Genomic DNA, 19,475 nt, shown 5'->3' with positions numbered 1-19,475 from the left:
TCGACAGCGAAGACGGCATGATCACCGAGGTGGTACCGGGGGGCGACGCCACCCACTGGCTGATCCCCGGCTTCGTGGACATCCACACCCACGGCGGCGGCGGGCACACGTTCACCACCGGCGACCCGGTCGCGGCCCGCGCGGCGGCGGCCTTCCACCTCACGCACGGCACCACCTCGATCATCGCCTCGCTGGTCACCTCGCCCCCCGAGCTGATGAGTACGGCGACGGCGAACTTCCGGCCCCTGGTCGGCGACGGCACGCTGGCGGGCATCCACTACGAGGGCCCGTACCTGTCGGCGATCCGGTGCGGCGCCCAGAACCCCGAGTTCCTCCGCGACCCCGACCTCGACGAGCTGGCCGCGCTGCTCAAGCTCGGCGGCGGGGCCGTGCGGATGGTGACCGTCGCCCCCGAGCTGCCCGGCGCGCTCGCGGCCACGAAGATGCTGGTCGACGCGGGGATCGCGGTCGCGATCGGGCACACCGACGCGACGTACGAGCAGACGCTGGCCATGATCACGGCCGGCGCGACGGTCGGTACCCACGTGTTCAACGGCATGCGCCCGCCGCACCACCGCGAGCCCGGCCCCGTGTTCGCCCTGCTCCGCGCGCCCGGCATCGTCTGCGAGTTCGTCGCCGACGGGGTGCACCTGCACGACGGCACCCTGTCCTTCGCGGCCGGCGTGACCGGCCCGGAACGCGCGGCCCTGATCACCGACGCGATGGCGGCCACCGGGATGCCCGACGGCGAGTACGAGCTCGGCGGGCAGGGCGTGGTCGTCGCCGACGGCGTGGCCCGGCTGACCCGCAACGGCTCCATCGCCGGCAGCACCCTGACCATGGACGCCGCGTTCCGCCGGGCCATCGGGGCCGGCTTCTCCATCGTCGACGCCGTGCGGATGGCCGCGACCACCCCGGCCGGCGCGGTCGGCCTGCACGACCGGGGCGCGATCGAGGTCGGCAGAAGAGCCGATTTCCTGGTACTCGACGACAACCTCCAGGTCCTCGAGGTGCACAAGGGCGGAGCGCGAGTCGCGTGATCCTCACCGTCACCCTGAACGTGGCGCTCGACGTCACCTACCAGGTCGACGCGCTCGTCCCGGGCTCCGCGCACCGGGTCCGCACCGTCGTGGAACGCCCCGGCGGCAAGGGCCTCAACGTCGCCCGGGTCCTGCACGCCCTCGGTGAGCCCGTCATCGCCACCGGCCTGATCGGCGGCGCGGCCGGCACCCGGGCCCGCGACCTGCTGGAGACCAAGCACGCGTTCGTGGAGATCGCGGGCGAGTCGCGCCGGACGGTCGTCGTCACCGACGGCTCCGACGCCACCGGGTTCTGGGAGCCCGGCCCCGAGGTCAGCGCCGAGGAATGGGCCGAGTTCGTCGGGCGCTACACGGGGCTCGTCGCGGTCGCCCGGGTCGTCGTCCTGTCCGGGTCGCTGCCGCGGGGGGTGCCCGTGGACGCGTACGCGCAGCTCGTGGGCATCGCGCGGGAGCGGGACGTGCCGACGGTGCTCGACACCAGCGGGGAGCCGCTGCTGCGCGCCCTGGCGGCCGGGCCGGATGTGATCAAGCCGAACGCCGAGGAGTTGGCGGAGGCCATGCACGCCGGGCGGGCCAGCGAGTCGCGGAACAGCAACGTCCGGCAGGGCGCCGCAGACCCCGGCTTCCCCTCCGGCACCGAGCCGGCCGCCCCCGGACCACGCACCGACACCACCCGCGCCGACCTCGCGCCCACAGATCGTCCGGGCGTCGACGGGGGCGCCCGGACGGCCGACTCCACCGAGCGGCCGACCGACGGTGAAACCGCCGCCGACGCCGGGTACCGGATCGCCACCGCCGGCCTCGCGCACATCATCGAATGCGCCGAGGCGCTCCGCACGGCCGGGGCGCGCACCGTCCTGGCCTCCCGGGGCCCCGACGGGATGCTCGCCGTCACCGCCGACGGCCGCTGGCACGCCGCCCCGCCCGCACCGGTCGCCGGCAACCCCACGGGAGCCGGGGACTCGGCGGTCGCGGCCGTGGCGCGCGGGCTGGCGTACCGGAAGGAATGGCCCTCGATCCTCGCCGACGCGGTGGCGCTGTCCGCCGCGGCGGTGCTGGCCCCCGAGGCCGGGGCCTTCGACCAGATCGCCTACCGCAGGTTCTGCCATGCGGTGACCTCTCAGGAGCTGTAGATGCTGACCCCCACCGCAGAGCTCGTCGTCCCCGGCCGGGGCGTCGGCGCGTTCAACGTGATCACCGTGGAGCACGCCGAGGCCATCGTCGCGGGAGCCGAGGCCGCCGGCCAGCCGGTGATCCTGCAGATCAGCCAGAACGCGGTGCTCTTCCACCACAATCGGCTCGCCCCGATCGCGGCGGCGGCCCGGGAGGTGGCCCGCGCGTCCTCGGTACCCGTCGCGTTGCACCTGGACCACGTCGAGGACATGTCCTTGGTCGAGCAGGCGCCCGACCACGGCTTCGGCTCCGTCATGTACGACGGCTCCAAGCTCGACTTCGCCGCCAACGTGGCCGAGACCCGCAAGGCCGTCGAGTTCTGCCACGCGCACGGCCTGTGGCTGGAGAGCGAGCTGGGCGAGGTCGGCGGCAAGGACGGCGCGCACGCCCCCGGGGTGCGCACCGATCCCGACGAGGCGGCCGCGTTCGTCCGGGACACCGGGGTGGACGCGCTGGCCGTGGCCGTGGGCTCCTCGCACGCGATGGTGTCCCGGGACGCCGCGCTCGACCTGGAGCTGATCGGCCGGCTGCGCGCGGCGGTGCCGGTGCCGCTGGTGCTGCACGGGTCCTCGGGGGTGCCGGACGGGGAGCTGACGGCGGCCGTGCGCGCGGGCATGACGAAGATCAATATTGGTACGGCGTTGAACATCGCGTTCACCGGGGCGGTGCGGGAGTACCTCGGGGGGAACCCGAAGGCCGTGGACCCGCGGAAGTACGTGGCGCCGGGGCGGGACGCGATGGCGGCGACGGTCGAGCACTTCCTGCGGGTGCTGAACCCGTAGCGGCGACGCCGGGTGGCTCGCGAACCGTCGAGCCGCCCCGGGCTATGCCGCCGTGGCCGGCTCCCGGCGGCGCGACCCCAGCGCCTCCCAGTCCACCCAGCTGATCAGGCGGGACAGCAGCACGCCGATCAGCAGGCCGGCGGCGGTGTCCGTGACCCAGTGGAAGCCCAGGTAGATCGTGGTGAAGGTGACCACGACGACGGGTACGACCCGCAGCACCAGCCGCCACCGGGCGGTCAGCCACGGGGCGAGCAGGATGACCAGGATCGTGTACCAGACGAACACGTTGACCGCGTGTCCCGACGGGAACGACTCGTTGGCCGGGCCGCCCGAGAAGCCGGGGTGCGGGGCGGCGAAGAAGGCCGGGTCGTTGGCCGGGTCGTGCGGTGGGAGGCGGTGCGACCAGACCTTGAGGGGTTTGATCGACAGGCCGGTCAGCAGGTAGCCGGCCACGGTGATGAGAAGTGGCCAGAGGCGGCCGAGCAGCGCCGCGCCAGCCGTAGGGGTGCCGTTCCCGGGGGCGGCTCCGGATCCGGCCCGGGCCCGCCAGAGCCGCCAGACACCGGCGAGCAGGCACAACACCATCAGCGGGGTACCGCCGCCGAGCCGGTTGAACACCTGCCCGAACACCCAGTCCGCCCAGTCGGGCCGGTGCGCGTCCACCGCGTCGCGGACGGCGACATCGAGATCCAGCAGCCACCCGGCGCCCCGGGCCAACGCGGTGGTCAGGACAACCAGAACGGCCAGGCAGGAGGCGTCGAGCCACCAGCCTGGCCGTTCCTTGACCAGGGGAATTCGCATCCCCTATTAAAGCGTGCCGACCGTTCCTACAGCTTGCCGGCGATCTTCTTCTGGATCAGGTCGACCCGCACCCCCGAGTTGGGGCAGCCGCCGAAGTGGTGCAGCGCGACGACCTTGTGGGTCCGCCGCGACAGCACCGGCGAACCGGACGAGCCGCCCTCGGTGTCACAGAAGTACGAGACGTCCGTGCCCGGCCCGTACCCCTCGAAGTTGGGATCGTCGACCTTGCAGTTGGCGCCATCGGCGTCGCTGGTCATCGCGATCTGCTTGGTCTGCCCGCCCGGGTGCTGCGGGATGTAGATCTCCTCGCCCGCGTCGGGCCGGCGATCGTCGAACTCCAGGTACCCGAAGGACTGGATCTCCTCGAACTCGCCCACCGAGAACAGGGTGAAGTCGAGCTTGTCGTCCGTGGCGAGGAACTGGTCGCCCCACACCTTGGTGACCGGCTCCGACTTGGCCGCCCCGCACACCGCGCACTGGTAGTTGAACCAGACCTCGGTGTTGTTCACGTCGCGCTGGCTGGCGATGCAGTGCTGGTTGGTCAGCATCCGGTTGTTGGCGCCGATCCGCCAGGCGGTGCACAGCTCGACGCCGTTGATCAGGAGCCGGGCGACGGGCTTGGCGTGCTCGAACTCCCGGGGGTACTCCGACTGGAAGCACACCGCGTCGGACTTGTCGTCGCGCTTGCACACGCTCTCGGTGCGCGGCTTCTCCTTCGCGGCGAGTTCCTTCTTGCCGAAGCCGCGCGCCACCTTGTCGACCGTGACGCCGAGGCCGCCGAGCTTCTCGGTGGGCAGCGGCAGCCGCTTGCTGACGACCTCCAGCACGGCCGTGTCGCCGGGCACCGACATGACCCACTTGTCCACGCCGGTCAGCGGACCGTTGGACAGGGTCTTGCCGACGTCGAGCAGGCTGGCCGGGTTGAGCGGCAGGCCCTCGGGGCCGTAGTACCGGCTCTCCTTGCCCGCCTTGTCGCTGACCTTCAGGTACTGCCCGGGCAGCAGCACCAGCTTGCTGATGTGCGGCTTCACGTACTCCGCGTCCTTGTAGTGCAGTTCGGTCCGCCCGTTGCCGAGGAGGTCGAGGACCTGGTTGACGGGCTCGATCCCGCCGATCAGGGCCGGCGCCGGCCTGATCTTGGACTCCTTGGCCTGGGTCTTGCCGGGGGCCTTCGACTTCGCTTCCGGCGCGCCCGCCATCCCCTGCTCGGGCTGCTGGTCCGTGCTCGCGGCGACCAGCATCCCGAACGGGCCGTCCTGTCGGTGCGTGATCGCCGCCTCCGCGACCCCTCCGGCGACGACCAGGATCGCCACCCCCATGAGTACCGCCACGACTCGCCGCATGGTGCCCCTTCCGCGCATTTCGGGTTTGCCGTGGTTAACGACCCGCGCGGTGGGGGCGACGCGGTCATCGGATGATTCGTACCTCGTCCAGAGGCTTCTTGGTGATCGCGGGCACCTCGGCGTCCGACGCCGGGTACCCCACCGGGATCACCACGTACGCCCGCTCCTCGGCCGGCCGCTCCAGCACCTCGTTCAGGAACCGCATCGGGCTCGGGGTGTGCGTCAGGGTCGCCAGGCCGGCGTGGTGCAGCGCCGCGAGCAGGAAACCGACGGCGATCCCGACGGACTCCTTCACGTAGTACGGCCGGGGGGTCTCGGGCCCCTTGTGCACCTCGAACACCACGATCAGGGCCGGCGCGACCTCCAGGAACGGCTTGTCGGTGTCCGTGCCGAGCGGGGCCAGCGCGTCCAGCCACTCCTGGCTCGCCCGCCGGGTGTAGAACTCGACCTCCTCCTCCTCGGCCGCCACCCGCAGCCGGGACTTGATCTCGGGGTCGGTGACGACCACGAACCGCCACGGCTGCACGTTCGCGCCGCTCGGGGCGGTCGCGGCCACCCGGATCGCCGCGTCGATCACATCGAGGGACACGGGGGCGTCGGAGAAGTCGCGGATCGTCCTGCGCTGGAGCATCAGGTCGGCGAAGGCCTCGACCCTGGCAAGGGCCTCTTCGGCGGGTACGTCGTAGTGCGGGGCCGGAACGGTGGGGTAGCTGCGCGTCATGCGTACATTGTTAGACCCCGACCGCCTAACGGACAAGAGTGTTCACTATTCGGACGTGGACCGGGACACCGTTCTCGGCAGCAGCCGGCCGAGCCCCGCCCGGGTCGCGACCACCGTGATCCGGTCCCCCACGGCGAGCAGATGGTCCGCCGACGGCCGGTACCCCGTCCGGCCGCCGTTGCGCATCGCGATCACCCGCACCTCGCCCGAGTCGTGCGCGGCACTCAACCGGGCCCCGACCAGCTCCGACCCGCGCGCCAACGGCAACTCCGCGACCAGCAGCACCCGCCGCCCGACCGGGATCGTCTGGATCGCCTTCCGGTCGATCATCGCCGCCGCGAACGCCGGAGCCGCCATGTACGACACGCTCCGCGACCGGGTGATCCCCAGATGCTTCTCCACCCGGTGCGCCAGGTCCCCGTCGAACAGCCGCAGCGTGACCCACAGATCCGGCTGGAGCTCCTTGCCCAGCAGCCCCGCGTCCAGGTTCGTCGCGTCGTCACTCGTGATCGTCAACAACGCCCGGCACGTGTCCACCCCGGCCGCCAGCAGCGTGTCCCGCCGGCTCGCGTCCCCGACGATCACCTCGCGGCCCAGCGACCGGACCACCGGCACCCCGATGGCCTTCTCGTTCGCGTCGATCGCCACCACGTCGATGCCCAGGTCGTGCAGCTGGCGCACCACCCGGGTGCCCACATTGCCCAGACCGATGACCACCACGTGCCCCGAGTGCGTCGTCCGGGGCTTGTTCAACGCGATCGCCAACCGGGTGTTCACCACGAACTCGACGGCCAGCGCGGTCGCGATCGGCACCAGGATCACCAGGCCGGCCAGCGTCACCGCGACCTGCACCACCCGCTCCGGCCCGTGCAGGTTGTGGTCCACCTGCCCCGAACCGGCGGAGGTCATCATCATCTCGTACAGCGACGAGAGCCAGGACTTGCCCGTCAGCTCCGACCACACCGTCGCCGCCACGGCCATCACGCCCAGCCCGACCAGCAGCGCGATCCACAACTTCCGGAACCGCAGCACGTCCCACAGCATCTTGGCCGGCGCGCGCCGCTTCGGCGGGGCCGGCGCGGTCTCCTCCGGGGTCCCGGTCGCCAGCGCCAACACCAGGTCCGTACTCCGCGAGCCCTCCGGCAGCAGCGCCGACGGCGACTCCGTCGGATCGGTGAGCGTGCACAACACCTGGTCCTCGGGCACCGAGTCCCGGTGCGCGACCCGCAGCGTCTGGCCCGGCAGCCGCACCACGTTCAACGTCGGGTCGTTCAACGCCGCCACCACGAACGCCGGGGCCGCGATCGCCGCGTCCGACAGGGCCGTGCAGTCGTCGAACAGCTCGTGCATCCGCCGCCCGAGGCTCGTACTCGACATCCGGACCACCAGGCGCAGCCCCGGGTGCAGGTCCTGGGCGCGCAGGGCCGCGTGGATGTTCTCCACGTCCCCGTGCTGGACCAGCGCCAGGGCGCGCGCCTCCGGCAGCCCCGCGGCCCGGAACGTGTCCTCGTCGAGCCGGGTGGACTCGACGATCCGCACCCCCGGCAGCCGGGAGATGTCCGGCCCGTGGTTGTCCCTCTTGGACCGCAGGATGACGGTGACGTTCTCCCCGTACTTCTTCGTCAGCTCCTCGGCCAGCCGGAACGCGAGCGGATTGTCCCCACAGACGACGAAGTGCCGGCGTTGCACACGGCGGGGCAGGACTGGGGACATGTGCCCGATGGTAGCCAGCCGGGGCAACCGGCGACCGTCCCGACCACGGCCGGCGTCCAGTGAGGAACCCCACGCCCGCGCGCCTCCGCCGGCCCGGGCGGCGAAACGGCGGGCGGCACCCTCGCCACCCGCCGTCCCGGATCAGACCTACAGTGCCGGTTCGAGGACCAGGACTTCCCAGGCCCCCTCGCGCACCTCTTGCACGCTGTAACTGTTCGGGCGGATCAGGACGAGCGGCCCGTCGGCGGTCGGCAGCTCGCGGATCGCGCTGCCGTCCTCCTCCACCAGGTGGCCGATGAGAATCCCGTCAGCGTCGACGAGCTTCCAACCGTCGTTGGGGCGGATCTCGTAGCGGAGGCCGGGCACCAACCACTGGCGGTAGGTCATCCCGTCGTGCTCGACCAGAACGCCGGCGATCCCGTAGATCGTCGCCGGATGACCGGAACCGCCATGGCGGGCCGGCTCGTCGCTGGTCCGCCCGTAGGTCTCCAGAGCAGCCATGACTCCCCCTTTCAGGGGCTGTGCGTCGACCACGGCGGGTGGTCGACGCAGGACAATTGCCGCAATTAGGGTAACTAACATCTTTGAGATCTGGGTACCCTTCGCGCTTCTGATCTACGCAACGAGCGAACCGCACTCAGGTCTCGCCTTCGCGGGGCGATTATTCAACATCAATGGGCGGATCTGCATAACCATCCGATTGGGTGCCCATGCCACGACACTCAGTAACCAAACACCCGAATCCCATTCACGTGTACGAATCCCCGCGCGCCATCGACCACCGCGCTTCCCCGCCGCCGCCCCCGTCACCCCGAGAACCATTCATCGTGCGAACGATCCTCCGCGTACCCACAGCTCAGAACCCCTGAGGCCGACCGGGCAACAGAAGAGCGCCCCATGATGTCAGAGCCCGGGCAGCGCTACTGGTGCCAACCGAAGGCAATGGCGACCGCGTAGGCGAGCACGCCCACCACGAACGCGCCTACGACGATCAGACAGATACCTTCAGCGAGCGCCTCCGCGCGGTCCGCAGAGCTTTCGTTAGGGAGCGCCGTGCATCGGGGCGTCACCGTCGGCAACTCCCGCGTCGGCTCCATCCCTGCCCGGCCCCCGCTGGGCGCACTGTGCCTCAGGACAGCCACGCGTCATCGCAGACGAGGGCAGCGAACGACTCACGCACTCCGGGGTCGGCGAAGTCGCCGGTTACGTAGGTGTGCAGGACCATAAGGCGGTCGATCCCGGCCCGGTTCATGATCGCCCGACAGCCGACCGGCGCGTCCGGCCCTTTCGAGAACCCGAACCGGCCTTCCTCGTCCACGAAGATCAGCGCGTCGACCTCGTCCGGCCGGTAACTGTCGACGAAACTCACGATCCGCTGGCCGAGTTCCGAGATCTGCGCTGGTGAAGCCTTGAACATGGCGATAGCCCTTCGGGAGAGGCGTCCGACGACCTGGGTGAGGACTGCGGGGATAAGTCGCGACTCAGGAGCGACTTCCGCTGTCCACAAGCTCACCAGGCCCGCCTGCGCGAAGGAACGTCCCGCCAAAGGCAGTCGGAGAGCAGCGACTAGGCATCGAATAGGCGGGAACTGTCACCGTTCGCTCCCCGATAGCCTGTGGGCACACGGACGAGCGCGGGAGGCGGAAGTGGTGTCGCGAGCGACGGACGCGGTCCCCAACATCGCTCTGTACAACCTCAGGGACGCGGCCGGCCAGACCCAGCATGATGTCGCTGAGGCGCTGAATGCTCTGGGAGCCACGCACCACCGCGGAATCGCCGTTTCGGCAAACCAGGTCAGCCGCTGGGAGCGCGGCATCACACACCCCTCCGGCATCCACCGCCAACTGCTCGCCGAGCACTTCGGCGTCTCCCTGGAGGAGTTGGGCCTGACCCGGCCCCGGATCACCAGCAACCCCGGGCCCGGCAACAGGCCACGTGAGCCGTTCTCGATCGACTCGCCTCCGGTCGAACACGTGGACAAACCTCACGTCGCCCACAGCCAGGCGGAATGGCGTGAAGTCCGCAGACTCCTGAACCTCAACCGCGTGCGGATCGCCCGTACAGCAGCCCAGCTCTACGACCCCGACGTTCGGGTGGGTGGTTCCGGCTTGATTGCACACCCGTCCTGGCTGCTACCGACTCCGCTGGACCTCGACGAGTTCCGCATCAAGCTGACCGGGCTAGGGCAGCCCACTGTCACCGGGTCAGAAGACTTCAGCGCGAGGATGCGGCCTTTGGCCGACGTCGGACGTCGCTACCAGCGCTACAGCCAGGCGGTTCGGGACCTGGACCATCCTCGCCTTTTCGAGAACAAGTTCGCTTGGCGACTGGTCGATATCGACTGGGCTGATCCGGAGAACGCACTGACCTTCAGTTCGAGCACATACTTCGAGGGATTCGATGTCGCGGAAACACTCGCGCACGAAATGGCCGCCCAACACCTGTCTTCCGACGGCGCCAAACTCCTGCCCGCCAGTTGGCGGGGCCTCAACTTCAGACGGGAGTTGGAAGATCCCTTCACCCTTCCACGCCGTCCCGCCACCACGTCCACCGATACTCTGACCCTGCGCGTTGATCGAGATGGAGCGACATTCGTCCTCCACGACAGATCCGCCAACAGAGTCGCCACCGCCGGCGGCATGCTGCACATCATGCCGGCTGGCGTCTTCCAGCCTTCCAGCATCATGCCGGCGGCCCAGGCCACGGACTTCGACCTCTGGCACAACATCATGCGGGAGTACAGCGAAGAATTCCTCGGCAATGCGGAGCACGGCGGCGACGGCCAACCAGCCGACTACGGCGCGGAACCGCTCTCGTCCTTCGGTCGAGCAAAAGCCTCAGGCGGAGTTCGGGTGTACTGCCTCGGCGTAGCCCTGGACGCACTCACGCTGTGGGGGGAACTCCTGACAGTCGCTGTCTACGACGGCCCGGTATACGACCGGCTCTTCGCGGAGATGGTCCACTCCAACGACGAGGGCACCATCGTCACCACGGGGACTGTCAGACCGACGCACGCGATTCCCTTCACCCGGCACGTCATAGACGAGCTACTCGACAGCGACCGTCTGGCGCCCGCTGCGGCCGGAATTCTGGAGCTGGCGTGGCAACACCGAGCGAAGATCCTCGAAAGGAGCTGACGTGCAGGTACTGGTCACCGGAGGGTTGGGATTTCTTGGGCGCGCCGTCACCCTCGACCTCCTCGCCGCAGGGCACCAGGTCACCGTCCTGAGCCGGGGCGGGACGGACACGAGGCTCCCCGAAGGCGCGACCCTCGTCCACGGCGACGTGCGGGACCGTACCCGGATGATCGAGATCGTGGCCGAAGGCGGATTCGACGGGGTCTGCCACCTGGCCGCCCTCGCACACGGCCGGGACTCCTTCGCCCACCCTCTGGCCTACTTCGACGTCAACGTCGCCGGCACCCTCAACCTTCTCCTCGCTCTGGAGGCGGCAAAACCCGCGACCCCGCCCAGCTTCGTGTTCACCTCCACGAACATCGTCTACGGCTCGGTCCACACCGGCGCTCTCGCCGAGGATCTGGAACCGCACCCGGAGAGCCCCTACGCCGAGTCGAAGCTGGCCGCCGAGCGCCTCGTCGCCGCGCACGCAGCGACGGGAGCCGTCACCGCCACGAGCCTGCGGCTCTTCAACCTGGCCGGTGCCGTCGACGGAGTGCCCGACACCGATCGCACCCGCATCATCCCCAACGCCCTGCGCGCCGCGGCGGGCGAGCTCGACCGGGTCACGCTCAACGGCGACGGCTCGGCGGTCCGCGACTTCGTGCACATCCTCGACGTCGCCACCGTTGTCCGGCTGGCTCTCGGCAGATCGACAGCCGAGAACACGTCCGCGCCCGACAACGGCGAACCGACACCTGGAAGCCGACCAGAGGCCGGTTCCGACGGCTACCGGGGTCCGGCGCCGCACGAGCTGTACAACATCGGCAGCGGCACCGGTTCAAGCATGGCGGAGGTCGTCCGCGTGGCCCGGGAGGTCACCGGCGTCGACTTCACCGTCGAGCACCTCCCGCCGAAGCCCGAGCCCCAGCTTCTCATCGCTGACGTCCGGCGCGCGGCCACCGGGCTGGGCTGGGTCCCGACCAGGTCGGGCCTCGGGGAGCTGATCGAGGACGCCTGGCGCGCATGGCGGGGCTGAAAGAGCGTTCGACGGGAAACCGAGATTCTAGTCAGACGATCTCGCCATCCGGGCGCAGTACCCAAAAAGTGGTGAATTCAATGTGTTGGACCTCAAATTTGACTGTTACCTAGAATCCCGGGCGATCGGGATTCTAGGGTTCCTCGACAGGCACGCACAGTTCCGAATCGGGGGGAAACATGGACTACCGAAAGCTGCTGTCCGCGACCGCGCTCGTGCTGGGTGCGGGTTCGATGGCGGGTTGGGCGACACCGGCCGGGGCGACGTCCCCGGGCGGGCCGGTCACGGAGGCGGTGCAGGTCCAGCAGGTCACGCTCCGGCTCGCCAGTGACCCGGGGCAGGTCGCCAACGTCTCCGGGGGCTCGGTCGACAACGGGGCGGCGGTGATCCAGTGGCCGCTGACCAACGCCGGCAACGAGCGGTGGGAGGCGGAGTCGACCCTGGACGGGTACTACCGGTTCAAGGCCGTCCACAGTGGCAAGTGTCTCAACGTCCAGGGTGGCGGGACCCAGGACGGGACTGCGGTCATCCAGTACACCTGCGGGAACGCGGCCAACGAGTTGTGGAAGCTCGTCCCGAAGGGGATCGGGTACCAGGTCGTGGGCAAGGAGAGCGGCAAGTGCCTCAACGTGCGCGGCGGGGTGGGGCGGGGCAACCCGCTGATCCAGTACACGTGCGTCGCGGCGGGCGCGCCCAATGACGTGTGGCTGCCGGTGTGGGAGGACACGCTCAAGTAGGCCGGGCACAGGTGCCGGGCGGCCATCCACGACCGCCCGGCACCATTCCCGACCAGCACCTCCACACCCCGCCCACATCAGCCGGCTACGGTCCGGCCCATGCCCCTGACGTTCCCGTCGCACGCCGCAGCCGTCGTACCGCTGAAAATCTGGCGGCCCCGCTGGTTCGACGGCGTCGCGCTCGTCGTCGGCTCGGCGGTACCGGACCTGCCGTTCGCGTTCGAGCCGTGGGTGACCGTGCGGGCGCACCTCTGGTGGTCGCTGGTCTGGTTCTGCGTGCCGGCGACCGTGCTGGGCAGCCTCGTGCTGCGCCGGGCCGCGCCGGTCGTCGCCGCGCACCTGCCCGGCTGGGGGCGGCACTACGGGGTACTGGGCCGGGTGCGGCACCGCTGGTGGGTGACGGCGTCGTCGGCGTACGTCGGCGCGCTCAGTCACCGGCTCTGGGACATGGTCACGCACCGGTCGCTCGACCAGGGCCGGGTGCGGTTCGAGTGGTTGAGCCTGGCGGGGCCGTTCGGGGTGCCGGTGCATACCTACGCGCACCTGGGGTCCACGGCGGTGGGCGGGATCGCGGTGGCGTGGTGCGCGGTGCTGATCGGTCGGCGGAGCCTGCTGCTGCGCTGGCACGGCCCGCTCCGGCCGACCGACCTGTGGCCGGGGCCCGGCGCCGCCCGGACCGGCGTGTTCTGGGGCGTCGCCTGCGCGGTGACCGGGCTACTCGCGATCGTGTCCGTGCTCCTTCCCGGCTGGCCCTCGCTGGCTGTGGTCGGCGTGCGCTGGATCCTGTCGGCGGTCCTCGGGGCGCTGGCCGGCGTGGTGGCGGTACGGGTCGCGGGGTCGCGGCGCCTCGACCGACAGCCTCAGGACCACCCGGCCGGCTAGAGGATTTTGGCGTACGCGGTCGTGCTGCGCCCGACACTCATGCCGACCCGTTCGTACAGGGCCAGCGCGCCGGTCCGGGAGTGTGTCCACAGTGTGCAGCCGAGTCGGCCGCGCTGGAAGAAGCCACGGAAGGTGTCCCGCAGCAGCAGGCGGGCGACACCCCGGCCCCGGTGGTCATGGCGGACCGCCAGCCGCTCGATGTAGCCCTCGGTCGTGCCGGGCACGTCCAGCGCCAGTACGGCGCCGATCATCTGGTCGCCCGCGAACGCCACCGGCGACACGTCCGGCGCGAACGAGGTCCGGCCGACGGTGAGCGCCGCCCATTCCGTATATGACCTGCGCCGCTGCCCCCACTCCTGGAACGCGTCCTCGAGCAACTGGTGGGCGGCGGGTCCGTCGCCGGCCCGGAACGGCCGGACAGTGATCCCCGGCGGCGGTTCGGGCACCTCGGGCTCGGTGGGCAGGGCGATCTCCAGCCGCCAGTTCACGACGATCGGCTCGAATCCGCGTGACCGCAGCAGCGCGACAGCGGCCTCGTCCTCGTCCGGCACCGTCTGGGTGAGCTGCGGGGTGCCGTCGCGGCGCGCCCGTGCCTCGACCCAGTCGAGCAGCGCGCCACCGAGCCCGCGTCCCCGGTGCCGGGGGTGCACGTCGACTTCGCAGCGCTTCTTCACCCAGGCCCGGGCGACCAGGACGTCCGCCGGGTCAAAAACCATCGACGTGTCGAGCTCCGGGTCGAATCCGGGCCGGGCGAAGGGGGCCGCGACGGCGTCGAGATCGGTTTCTGCCCGGCCGAGCAACGCATGCTCACAGGCCCCGAGCAGGCCACCGATCGCGGGAACATCGGCAAGGGTCGCGGGCCGGGCCCGGTAGCCGGCGGGCAGTACGAGGGGAGTGCGCATGCGGGGATCCTGCCCGTGGCGCCAGCCCGGTCGCACCCGAATTGACGGGAGCCACGGCCGCGCGTGTCGAATAACGTACCCAAATGGGTGATTTGAGCCGCTATCGGGACTCGAACCCGAAACCTTCCCATTACAAGTGGGGTGCGCTACCAATTGCGCCATAGCGGCCTACCGGCTGCAGAGGATCATACCGTCAGCTGTTGGCAAGCGATCTCCCCCGCGCCTATGGTGGTCGGGCACTGCTCTTTCACTCGGATCGTCCGGCACGTTCCTGCCGGTGGAAGGAAGGTTAGTCGCAGCATGGCTACAGTCAGTTACAGGTCCGCTACTCGGATCTATCCGGGCACCCCCCGACCCGCCGTCGACTCCCTGAACCTCGAGATCGGGGACGGCGAGTTCCTGGTCCTCGTGGGCCCCTCGGGTTGCGGCAAGTCGACCAGCCTGCGGATGCTCGCCGGCCTGGAGGACGTCGACAAGGGCGGCATCTTCATCGACGAGCGCGAGGTCACCCACCTCGCCCCGAAGTCCCGCGACATCGCGATGGTCTTCCAGAACTACGCGCTGTACCCGCACATGACGGTGTACGAGAACATGGCGTTCGCGCTCAAGCTCCGCAAGACCTCCAAGGACGAGATCCAGCGGCGGGTCAAGGAGGCGGCGGTGCTGCTCCAGCTGGAGGAGTACCTGGACCGCAAGCCCAAGGCCCTCTCCGGCGGTCAGCGCCAGCGGGTCGCCATGGGCCGGGCCATCGTCCGCGAGCCGCAGGTCTTCCTCATGGATGAGCCGCTGTCGAACCTCGACGCCAAGCTCCGGGTGCAGACCCGTTCGCAGATCGCCGCGTTGCAGAAGAAGCTCGACATCACCACGGTGTACGTGACGCACGACCAGGTCGAGGCCATGACCATGGGTCACCGGGTCGCGGTCATGCTCGACGGCGTCCTCCAGCAGGTGGACACGCCGCGCAACCTGTACGACGCGCCGGCGAACGTGTTCGTCGCCGGCTTCATCGGCTCGCCGGCCATGAACATCAAGACGGTGCAGCTGACCGCCGACGGTGGCCAGTTCGGCTCGATGTTCATCCCGCTGAGCCGGGAGCAGGTCTCGAAGGTCGACAACGGCAAGGTGACCATCGGCTTCCGGCCGGAGGACACCGACCTGGTCGGCGCGGGCGACGGTGGCCTGCAGGTCATCGTGGACCTGGTGGAGGAGCTCGGCTCCGACGCGTACGTGTACGGGCACGCGGACGTCAACGGCGCCCAGGAGCGGTTCACGGTCCGGACCGACGGCCGCAACGCCCCGCGCCTCGGCGACATCGTGCACGTGAAGCCGCGTGGCGCGCACCACCACGTGTTCGACGCCGCGTCGGGGCTGCGGATCGCGTAGTAGTACCCAGCAGAACGGGGGGCGTTCCACGGCCGTGGAACGCCCCCCGTTGGGAATTACCTGGGTACGAGTAATTCTGCCCTAAAAAGTCCAGGCTGTTAGCTTTTCGGTAATAAGCGTGCACACCAGGTACTTGTCGCTGGCCACGCACTTCTCGTCCCCGGCGCCCGGAAGCTTCGCCAACGGCCGGATCTTCCGGGACCCGACCTCGGCGAACCCCACCCAGTCGACGCCCTCGAAGATGCCGCTCAGCGCGAACCGGTCCACCGAACCGTCGTGGCCGGGCAGCGGCGTCCACCGGCCCAGGTTCAGCAGCTCCTCACCGGTGGCGGCGTCGACCATCCGGATCCCGGTCCCCCGCGCGGTGCCCAGCATCGCCCCGTTCACCCCGGCGCCGACCAGGTACAGGCCATCCGTCCGCGAGGTCCACCGGGTACGCCCCGTCACGACGTCCACGGCCACCACCTCCGGGCCGGACATCTGGCACAGCAGCTTCCCGCACGGCATGGCCCACTCGGACTCCGGGGCCGACGTCGTCCACAACTGCTCCAACGTCTCCGGGTCATACGTCGTGTACGACGAGCCCTGGCGCAGCACCAGCGCCGTCGCCGTGGCGAACAGGCCGCCGAACCGGTTCACCGCGCCCTGGTCCGGGCCGAGGTCGCGGCTCCGGAGCACCCGGCCCGACTCCAGGTCGACGATCCGCAGCATCGTGCCCTCCGCGAACGCCATCCGCCACGGCGCGACCGGGGTCTCGCCGCCGACCAGCGCCGCCCCGCCCTCGCCCGGCGAACGCTTCCACAGCTCCCGCCCGGTGGCCACGTCCACCCCCACCAGGTCGCTGCCCCGGCTGAACAGCAGCTTGTCCTCGCCGAGCCGCGCGAACGGGAAGCCCTCCGCCGACCACGCGGACGCGCCGGTCCCCTTGTCGAAGGCCATCGCCACCGGGGTCAGCAGCGCGCCGTCGTCCGTCGGCTGGCCCTCCGGGAACCGTTGCAGGAACAGCCGCTGGCCGTAGAGCACCAACGAGCCCACCGCGCTGCTGTCGACCGGGACCTGCCAGTGCCGACGGCCCCCGCGGGTCAGGTCGTAGCTGGCCAGCCAGGTGGTCGCGCCCTCGCGGTACACCCGGAAGAGGTCGTCGCCGTCGATCAGGAGTTGCTGGTCGCTGCGGCCGTGCGAGGGCGAGGACACCGAGAAGACCTCGACCAAGGGGGGTACCCGGGCCGTCTCCACCGCCCCGCACGTCAACAGCGTGACCGCGACCAGGCCGAGCACCTGGACCCGGCGCCGCCACCTCTCCCACGGCGGCCCGGCCGACGCCGGCTCCGACTCCCCGCCGGTCAACTCACCCAGATCAATGAACCCCATACGACCAGGCTCCCAGACGACCCCCGGTGTCGACACACGCCAGGTGGCGATCGTTCCCGGCACAGCTCGCCGGGGACGTCGGCAGCGGCAGCACCAACCGGACCCGGCCGGTCGGGCCGTCCAGGACACCCAGCCAGTAGCCGCCGGCGTCGGCGTCGCGGACCAGCGGGATCCGGTCCGGGAACCGGCGGTCGGCGTCGAGCACCCGCCACCCGGTCAGCTTCTCGAGAACCGTGCCGTCCGGGGCGAGCACCAGCGCGTTCGAGCCCAGCCGCCGGTAGCTCCCGTCCGTCGTCACCGCGCCCGAGAACGTGTTCTGCCAACGCGCCGTCCCGGTCTCCGGATCGACGGCCGTCACCGGGGCGTACGACATCCCCGTCGGGCTGTCCAGGCAGACCAGCCGGCCGCAGAGGCTCGGGGCGAACAACCGCAGCGGGGTCGGCGACCGCCACCGTTCCTTCAGGGTCGCCGGGTCGATACCGACCAGGGCGGTCTTTTCGTCCAACAGGACGCCACCCGGGACGACGAACACGGGCAGTGTGTCGAACACCTCGAAGCCGCCGGTGTCGCCGGACTCACGCCGGACGGAGTAGGAATAGAGGACCCGCGTGGCCAGCTCCCGGCCCGATTCCGGTTCCCACAGGCGCAGGTGTTCCGAGACCACGGTCGACGTGCCCGTGGACTCGCTCCGCGGCACGACCTGGATCGTCCGCAGCGGGAGCACCGGCGCCCCGTCGGGCCCGAGCACGAAGGGCCCCGAGTCCCTCCACAGCTCGCGACCCGTGGCCAGGTCCACCGCCGCACCCGTGTCGAACAGGACCCGGCCGTCCGGCAACACGTGCGACACGATGCCCGGGTGGTCCCACCGCTGCGTTCCCGTCCCCGGGTCGTACGCCACCGTGGTCGCGTCGCTGCCCGGCCCCGACGAGGCCCGGACCGTCGCCAGCAGCATCCCGTCGACCACCCGCAGGGCGCTCGGCGCGAGGGCGTGGCTGACGGGCACGCGGTAGACGACCCGGCCGCCGTGCCGCAGGTCGTACCGGGTGAGCTGGGTGGCCGTCGCCGCGTACAGGGTGTCGCCGTCGAGGGCGGGCGGGCTCTCGGCCGCGTACCCGTCGACGGCTGTGAGGATCTGGCGGGGCGCGCCCGGATCCGGGCCGGCCGCCGCGACGCACCCGACACCGATGACGGCCGCCATCAGCAGACCCGCCGGCACGCGCCGCACCCAACCCAGGTCCAGGGGACGGCGGGGCGGTTCGGGGGCGGGTTCTTCGGTGATCTCGCCGAGGTCGATGACGTTCATGGCCCCGGGAGACTACCTCCCGGGGCCATGGTCGCGCAGTCCTTCGACTAGATGTCCAGCGCCCGGCGGCGGGCGATCTCCGACAGCGTGACGGCGGCGGCCACCGAGGCGTTCAGCGACTCGACCTGGCCGGCCATCGGAATGTTGACCAGCAGATCGCAGGATTCGCCGACCAACCGGGACAGACCACGGCCCTCGGAGCCGATCACGATCACGATCGGGTCGACGGCGGCTTCGAGGTCGTGCAGGGACACGTCGCCGTCGGCGTCGAGCCCGACGACCATGTAGCCGGCCTCCTGGCAGGCCTTCAGCGTCCGGGTGAGGTTGGTCACCTGGGCGATCGGCAGCCGCGCCGCCGCACCGGCCGAGGTGCGCCACGCGGTGGCGGTCATCCCGGCGGCCCGACGCTCGGGCACGATCACGCCCTGCGCGCCGAACGCGGCGGCCGACCGGACGATCGCACCCAGGTTGCGGGGGTCGGTGACGCCGTCGAGCGCCACGAGCAGGGGCGCGGTCACGGCGTCCCGGGCGGCGCCCAGCAGGTCCTCGAGGGCCTCGTAGTTGTACGGCGGCACCGCGAGGCCCACGCCCTGGTGCAGCACCCCGCCGGTCATCCGGTCGAGTTCGCGCCGGGTGACCTCCAGGATCGCCAGGCCCTTGTCGGCGGCGGACCGGACGATCTCCGTGATCCGCTCGTCGATGTCGATGCCCTGCGCGATGTACAGCGCGGTGCTCGGCACGTGCGCGCGGAGCGCCTCGACGACCGGATTACGTCCGACGAGCAGCTCGGGGGCCTCCCGGGGCGTGTTGGCGCGCCGACCGGGGGCGACCCGGGGGCCCGCCGGACGGGCCGGGCCGGACGCCTGCCGGATCCTGGTACCCGGGGCGACCTTGCCGCCGCGGGTCGTCTGGACCGAGCCCGGCTGGCCGACCTTGGGCGCGCGGCCCTCGACGGCGGCGGCCTTCTTCTCCTTGTGCTGCTTCCACGCGGTCTTGCTCGGGACCTGCTCGGTGCCCGAGTAGCCCTTGTGCCAGGGCCGCTCCTCGGCGGGCAGCGTCTTGCCGCGCGGCTTGAGGGTCTGTGCGCCCCGCTTGCCGCCGCTACCGCCCGTGGCGCCCTTCTTCGCCTTGCGCTGAATCGCGCCCTTGCGCTGTGAATTTCCTGCCAT

The 19,475-nt window shown here is 70.7% G+C and carries 18 protein-coding genes and 1 tRNA gene; 8 read left to right on the top strand and 11 right to left on the bottom strand.

All coding sequences use genetic code 11. The features are described from left to right. Nucleotides 1-17 precede the first annotated feature (17 nt). Genes nagA through AB0M43_RS16430 form a run of 3 tightly spaced genes read left to right on the top strand, consistent with a single transcriptional unit; the run spans nucleotide 18 to nucleotide 2,995 of the window. A complete protein-coding gene (gene nagA / locus AB0M43_RS16440; RefSeq protein WP_363725778.1) occupies nucleotides 18-1,040 on the top strand; it encodes an N-acetylglucosamine-6-phosphate deacetylase in 1,023 nt (340 codons plus the stop codon). Then, nucleotides 1,037-2,173, top strand: a complete 1,137-nt coding sequence (locus AB0M43_RS16435) for a 1-phosphofructokinase family hexose kinase (protein WP_363725327.1) — start codon at nucleotides 1,037-1,039, stop codon at nucleotides 2,171-2,173. Before nagA ends, AB0M43_RS16435 begins: the two co-directional genes overlap by 4 nt. Further along, nucleotides 2,174-2,995 (top strand): class II fructose-bisphosphate aldolase, encoded by an 822-nt coding sequence (locus AB0M43_RS16430; RefSeq protein ID WP_363725325.1) that lies wholly within the window; start codon nucleotides 2,174-2,176, stop codon nucleotides 2,993-2,995. Between the two features lie 42 nt (nucleotides 2,996-3,037). Here the strand turns inward: AB0M43_RS16430 and AB0M43_RS16425 are convergent, their stop codons facing one another. The 6 genes from AB0M43_RS16425 to AB0M43_RS16400 form a co-directional block, all read right to left on the bottom strand. Then, entirely contained in the window at nucleotides 3,038-3,796 is a 759-nt protein-coding gene (locus AB0M43_RS16425; protein ID WP_363725323.1) for a phosphatase PAP2 family protein, read from the bottom strand. A gap of 26 nt (nucleotides 3,797-3,822) precedes the next feature. Continuing rightward, nucleotides 3,823-5,139 carry a serine protease gene (locus AB0M43_RS16420; protein WP_363725322.1) on the bottom strand — a complete coding sequence of 439 codons (1,317 nt, stop codon included), beginning with the start codon at nucleotides 5,137-5,139 and terminating at the stop codon, nucleotides 3,823-3,825. Nucleotides 5,140-5,203: 64 nt separating this feature from the next. Then, nucleotides 5,204-5,860, bottom strand: coding sequence for a nitroreductase family protein (locus tag AB0M43_RS16415; RefSeq protein WP_363725320.1), 657 nt, complete (start codon nucleotides 5,858-5,860; stop codon nucleotides 5,204-5,206). Between the two features lie 45 nt (nucleotides 5,861-5,905). Next, nucleotides 5,906-7,573, bottom strand: coding sequence for an NAD-binding protein (locus tag AB0M43_RS16410; RefSeq protein ID WP_363725318.1), 1,668 nt, complete (start codon nucleotides 7,571-7,573; stop codon nucleotides 5,906-5,908). Nucleotides 7,574-7,720: 147 nt separating this feature from the next. After that, nucleotides 7,721-8,074 (bottom strand): hypothetical protein, encoded by a 354-nt coding sequence (locus AB0M43_RS16405; RefSeq protein WP_363725316.1) that lies wholly within the window; start codon nucleotides 8,072-8,074, stop codon nucleotides 7,721-7,723. A 628-nt stretch (nucleotides 8,075-8,702) separates the two neighbouring features. Further along, nucleotides 8,703-8,990, bottom strand: a complete 288-nt coding sequence (locus AB0M43_RS16400) for a hypothetical protein (protein ID WP_363725314.1) — start codon at nucleotides 8,988-8,990, stop codon at nucleotides 8,703-8,705. A gap of 229 nt (nucleotides 8,991-9,219) precedes the next feature. On the opposite strand from AB0M43_RS16400, the gene AB0M43_RS16395 reads away from it, so the two are divergent. The 4 genes from AB0M43_RS16395 (at nucleotide 9,220) to AB0M43_RS16380 (ending at nucleotide 13,347) form a co-directional block, all read left to right on the top strand. Then, on the top strand, nucleotides 9,220-10,710 hold the full coding sequence (locus AB0M43_RS16395) for a helix-turn-helix transcriptional regulator (protein WP_363725312.1): 1,491 nt from the start codon (nucleotides 9,220-9,222) through the stop codon (nucleotides 10,708-10,710). 1 nt (nucleotide 10,711) lies between these two features. Beyond that, nucleotides 10,712-11,728 carry an NAD-dependent epimerase/dehydratase family protein gene (locus AB0M43_RS16390; RefSeq protein ID WP_363725310.1) on the top strand — a complete coding sequence of 339 codons (1,017 nt, stop codon included), beginning with the start codon at nucleotides 10,712-10,714 and terminating at the stop codon, nucleotides 11,726-11,728. A 179-nt stretch (nucleotides 11,729-11,907) separates the two neighbouring features. Beyond that, nucleotides 11,908-12,465, top strand: coding sequence for an RICIN domain-containing protein (locus AB0M43_RS16385; protein WP_363725308.1), 558 nt, complete (start codon nucleotides 11,908-11,910; stop codon nucleotides 12,463-12,465). 99 nt (nucleotides 12,466-12,564) lie between these two features. Next, complete coding sequence (locus tag AB0M43_RS16380) at nucleotides 12,565-13,347, top strand: DUF4184 family protein (protein ID WP_363725306.1); 783 nt, start codon at nucleotides 12,565-12,567, stop codon at nucleotides 13,345-13,347. Here the strand turns inward: AB0M43_RS16380 and AB0M43_RS16375 are convergent. Both AB0M43_RS16375 and AB0M43_RS16370 read right to left on the bottom strand, forming a co-directional pair. Beyond that, nucleotides 13,344-14,249, bottom strand: a complete 906-nt coding sequence (locus AB0M43_RS16375; protein ID WP_363725304.1) for a GNAT family N-acetyltransferase — start codon at nucleotides 14,247-14,249, stop codon at nucleotides 13,344-13,346. The genes AB0M43_RS16380 and AB0M43_RS16375 overlap by 4 nt on opposite strands. Nucleotides 14,250-14,344: 95 nt before the next feature. Then, nucleotides 14,345-14,417: transfer RNA gene (locus AB0M43_RS16370), tRNA-Thr, on the bottom strand. A 132-nt stretch (nucleotides 14,418-14,549) separates the two neighbouring features. Between AB0M43_RS16370 and ugpC the strand changes: the two genes are divergently transcribed. Then, a complete protein-coding gene (ugpC, locus tag AB0M43_RS16365; protein WP_363725302.1) occupies nucleotides 14,550-15,632 on the top strand; it encodes a sn-glycerol-3-phosphate ABC transporter ATP-binding protein UgpC in 1,083 nt (360 codons plus the stop codon). Between the two features lie 81 nt (nucleotides 15,633-15,713). Here ugpC and AB0M43_RS16360 read toward each other — a convergent pair whose 3' ends face one another. The 3 genes from AB0M43_RS16360 to rlmB are packed head-to-tail and all read right to left on the bottom strand — an operon-like array spanning nucleotide 15,714 to nucleotide 19,475. After that, a complete protein-coding gene (locus AB0M43_RS16360; RefSeq protein WP_363725300.1) occupies nucleotides 15,714-17,003 on the bottom strand; it encodes a hypothetical protein in 1,290 nt (429 codons plus the stop codon). Next, on the bottom strand, nucleotides 16,990-18,306 hold the full coding sequence (locus tag AB0M43_RS16355; protein WP_363725298.1) for a PQQ-binding-like beta-propeller repeat protein: 1,317 nt from the start codon (nucleotides 18,304-18,306) through the stop codon (nucleotides 16,990-16,992). The genes AB0M43_RS16360 and AB0M43_RS16355 overlap by 14 nt, the downstream gene beginning before the upstream one ends. Before the next feature lie 47 nt (nucleotides 18,307-18,353). Next, nucleotides 18,354-19,475, bottom strand: coding sequence for a 23S rRNA (guanosine(2251)-2'-O)-methyltransferase RlmB (gene rlmB / locus AB0M43_RS16350; protein WP_363725296.1), 1,122 nt, complete (start codon nucleotides 19,473-19,475; stop codon nucleotides 18,354-18,356).

It is taken from the genome of Longispora sp. NPDC051575, assembly GCF_040681875.1.
Lineage (GTDB): Bacteria > Actinomycetota > Actinomycetes > Mycobacteriales > Micromonosporaceae > Longispora.
Note: the sequence above shows the minus strand (reverse complement) of the source record. Positions and strands in the feature narration are given on the sequence as shown.

Excerpts from the sequence above, each read along its gene's own strand:
- nagA (WP_363725778.1), top strand. The coding sequence starts at position 18 with ATGATCACCGAGGTGGTACCGGGGGGCGACGCCACCCACTGGCTGATC.
- AB0M43_RS16430 (WP_363725325.1), top strand. The coding sequence starts at position 2,174 with ATGCTGACCCCCACCGCAGAGCTCGTCGTCCCCGGCCGGGGCGTCGGC.
- AB0M43_RS16425 (WP_363725323.1), bottom strand. The coding sequence starts at position 3,796 with ATGCGAATTCCCCTGGTCAAGGAACGGCCAGGCTGGTGGCTCGACGCC.
- AB0M43_RS16420 (WP_363725322.1), bottom strand. The coding sequence starts at position 5,139 with ATGCGGCGAGTCGTGGCGGTACTCATGGGGGTGGCGATCCTGGTCGTC.
- AB0M43_RS16415 (WP_363725320.1), bottom strand. The coding sequence starts at position 5,860 with ATGACGCGCAGCTACCCCACCGTTCCGGCCCCGCACTACGACGTACCC.
- AB0M43_RS16410 (WP_363725318.1), bottom strand. The coding sequence starts at position 7,573 with ATGTCCCCAGTCCTGCCCCGCCGTGTGCAACGCCGGCACTTCGTCGTC.
- AB0M43_RS16405 (WP_363725316.1), bottom strand. The coding sequence starts at position 8,074 with ATGGCTGCTCTGGAGACCTACGGGCGGACCAGCGACGAGCCGGCCCGC.
- AB0M43_RS16400 (WP_363725314.1), bottom strand. The coding sequence starts at position 8,990 with ATGTTCAAGGCTTCACCAGCGCAGATCTCGGAACTCGGCCAGCGGATC.
- AB0M43_RS16385 (WP_363725308.1), top strand. The coding sequence starts at position 11,908 with ATGGACTACCGAAAGCTGCTGTCCGCGACCGCGCTCGTGCTGGGTGCG.
- AB0M43_RS16380 (WP_363725306.1), top strand. The coding sequence starts at position 12,565 with ATGCCCCTGACGTTCCCGTCGCACGCCGCAGCCGTCGTACCGCTGAAA.
- AB0M43_RS16375 (WP_363725304.1), bottom strand. The coding sequence starts at position 14,249 with ATGCGCACTCCCCTCGTACTGCCCGCCGGCTACCGGGCCCGGCCCGCG.
- ugpC (WP_363725302.1), top strand. The coding sequence starts at position 14,550 with ATGGCTACAGTCAGTTACAGGTCCGCTACTCGGATCTATCCGGGCACC.
- AB0M43_RS16360 (WP_363725300.1), bottom strand. The coding sequence starts at position 17,003 with ATGGGGTTCATTGATCTGGGTGAGTTGACCGGCGGGGAGTCGGAGCCG.
- AB0M43_RS16355 (WP_363725298.1), bottom strand. The coding sequence starts at position 18,306 with ATGAACGTCATCGACCTCGGCGAGATCACCGAAGAACCCGCCCCCGAA.
- rlmB (WP_363725296.1), bottom strand. The coding sequence starts at position 19,475 with ATGGCAGGAAATTCACAGCGCAAGGGCGCGATTCAGCGCAAGGCGAAG.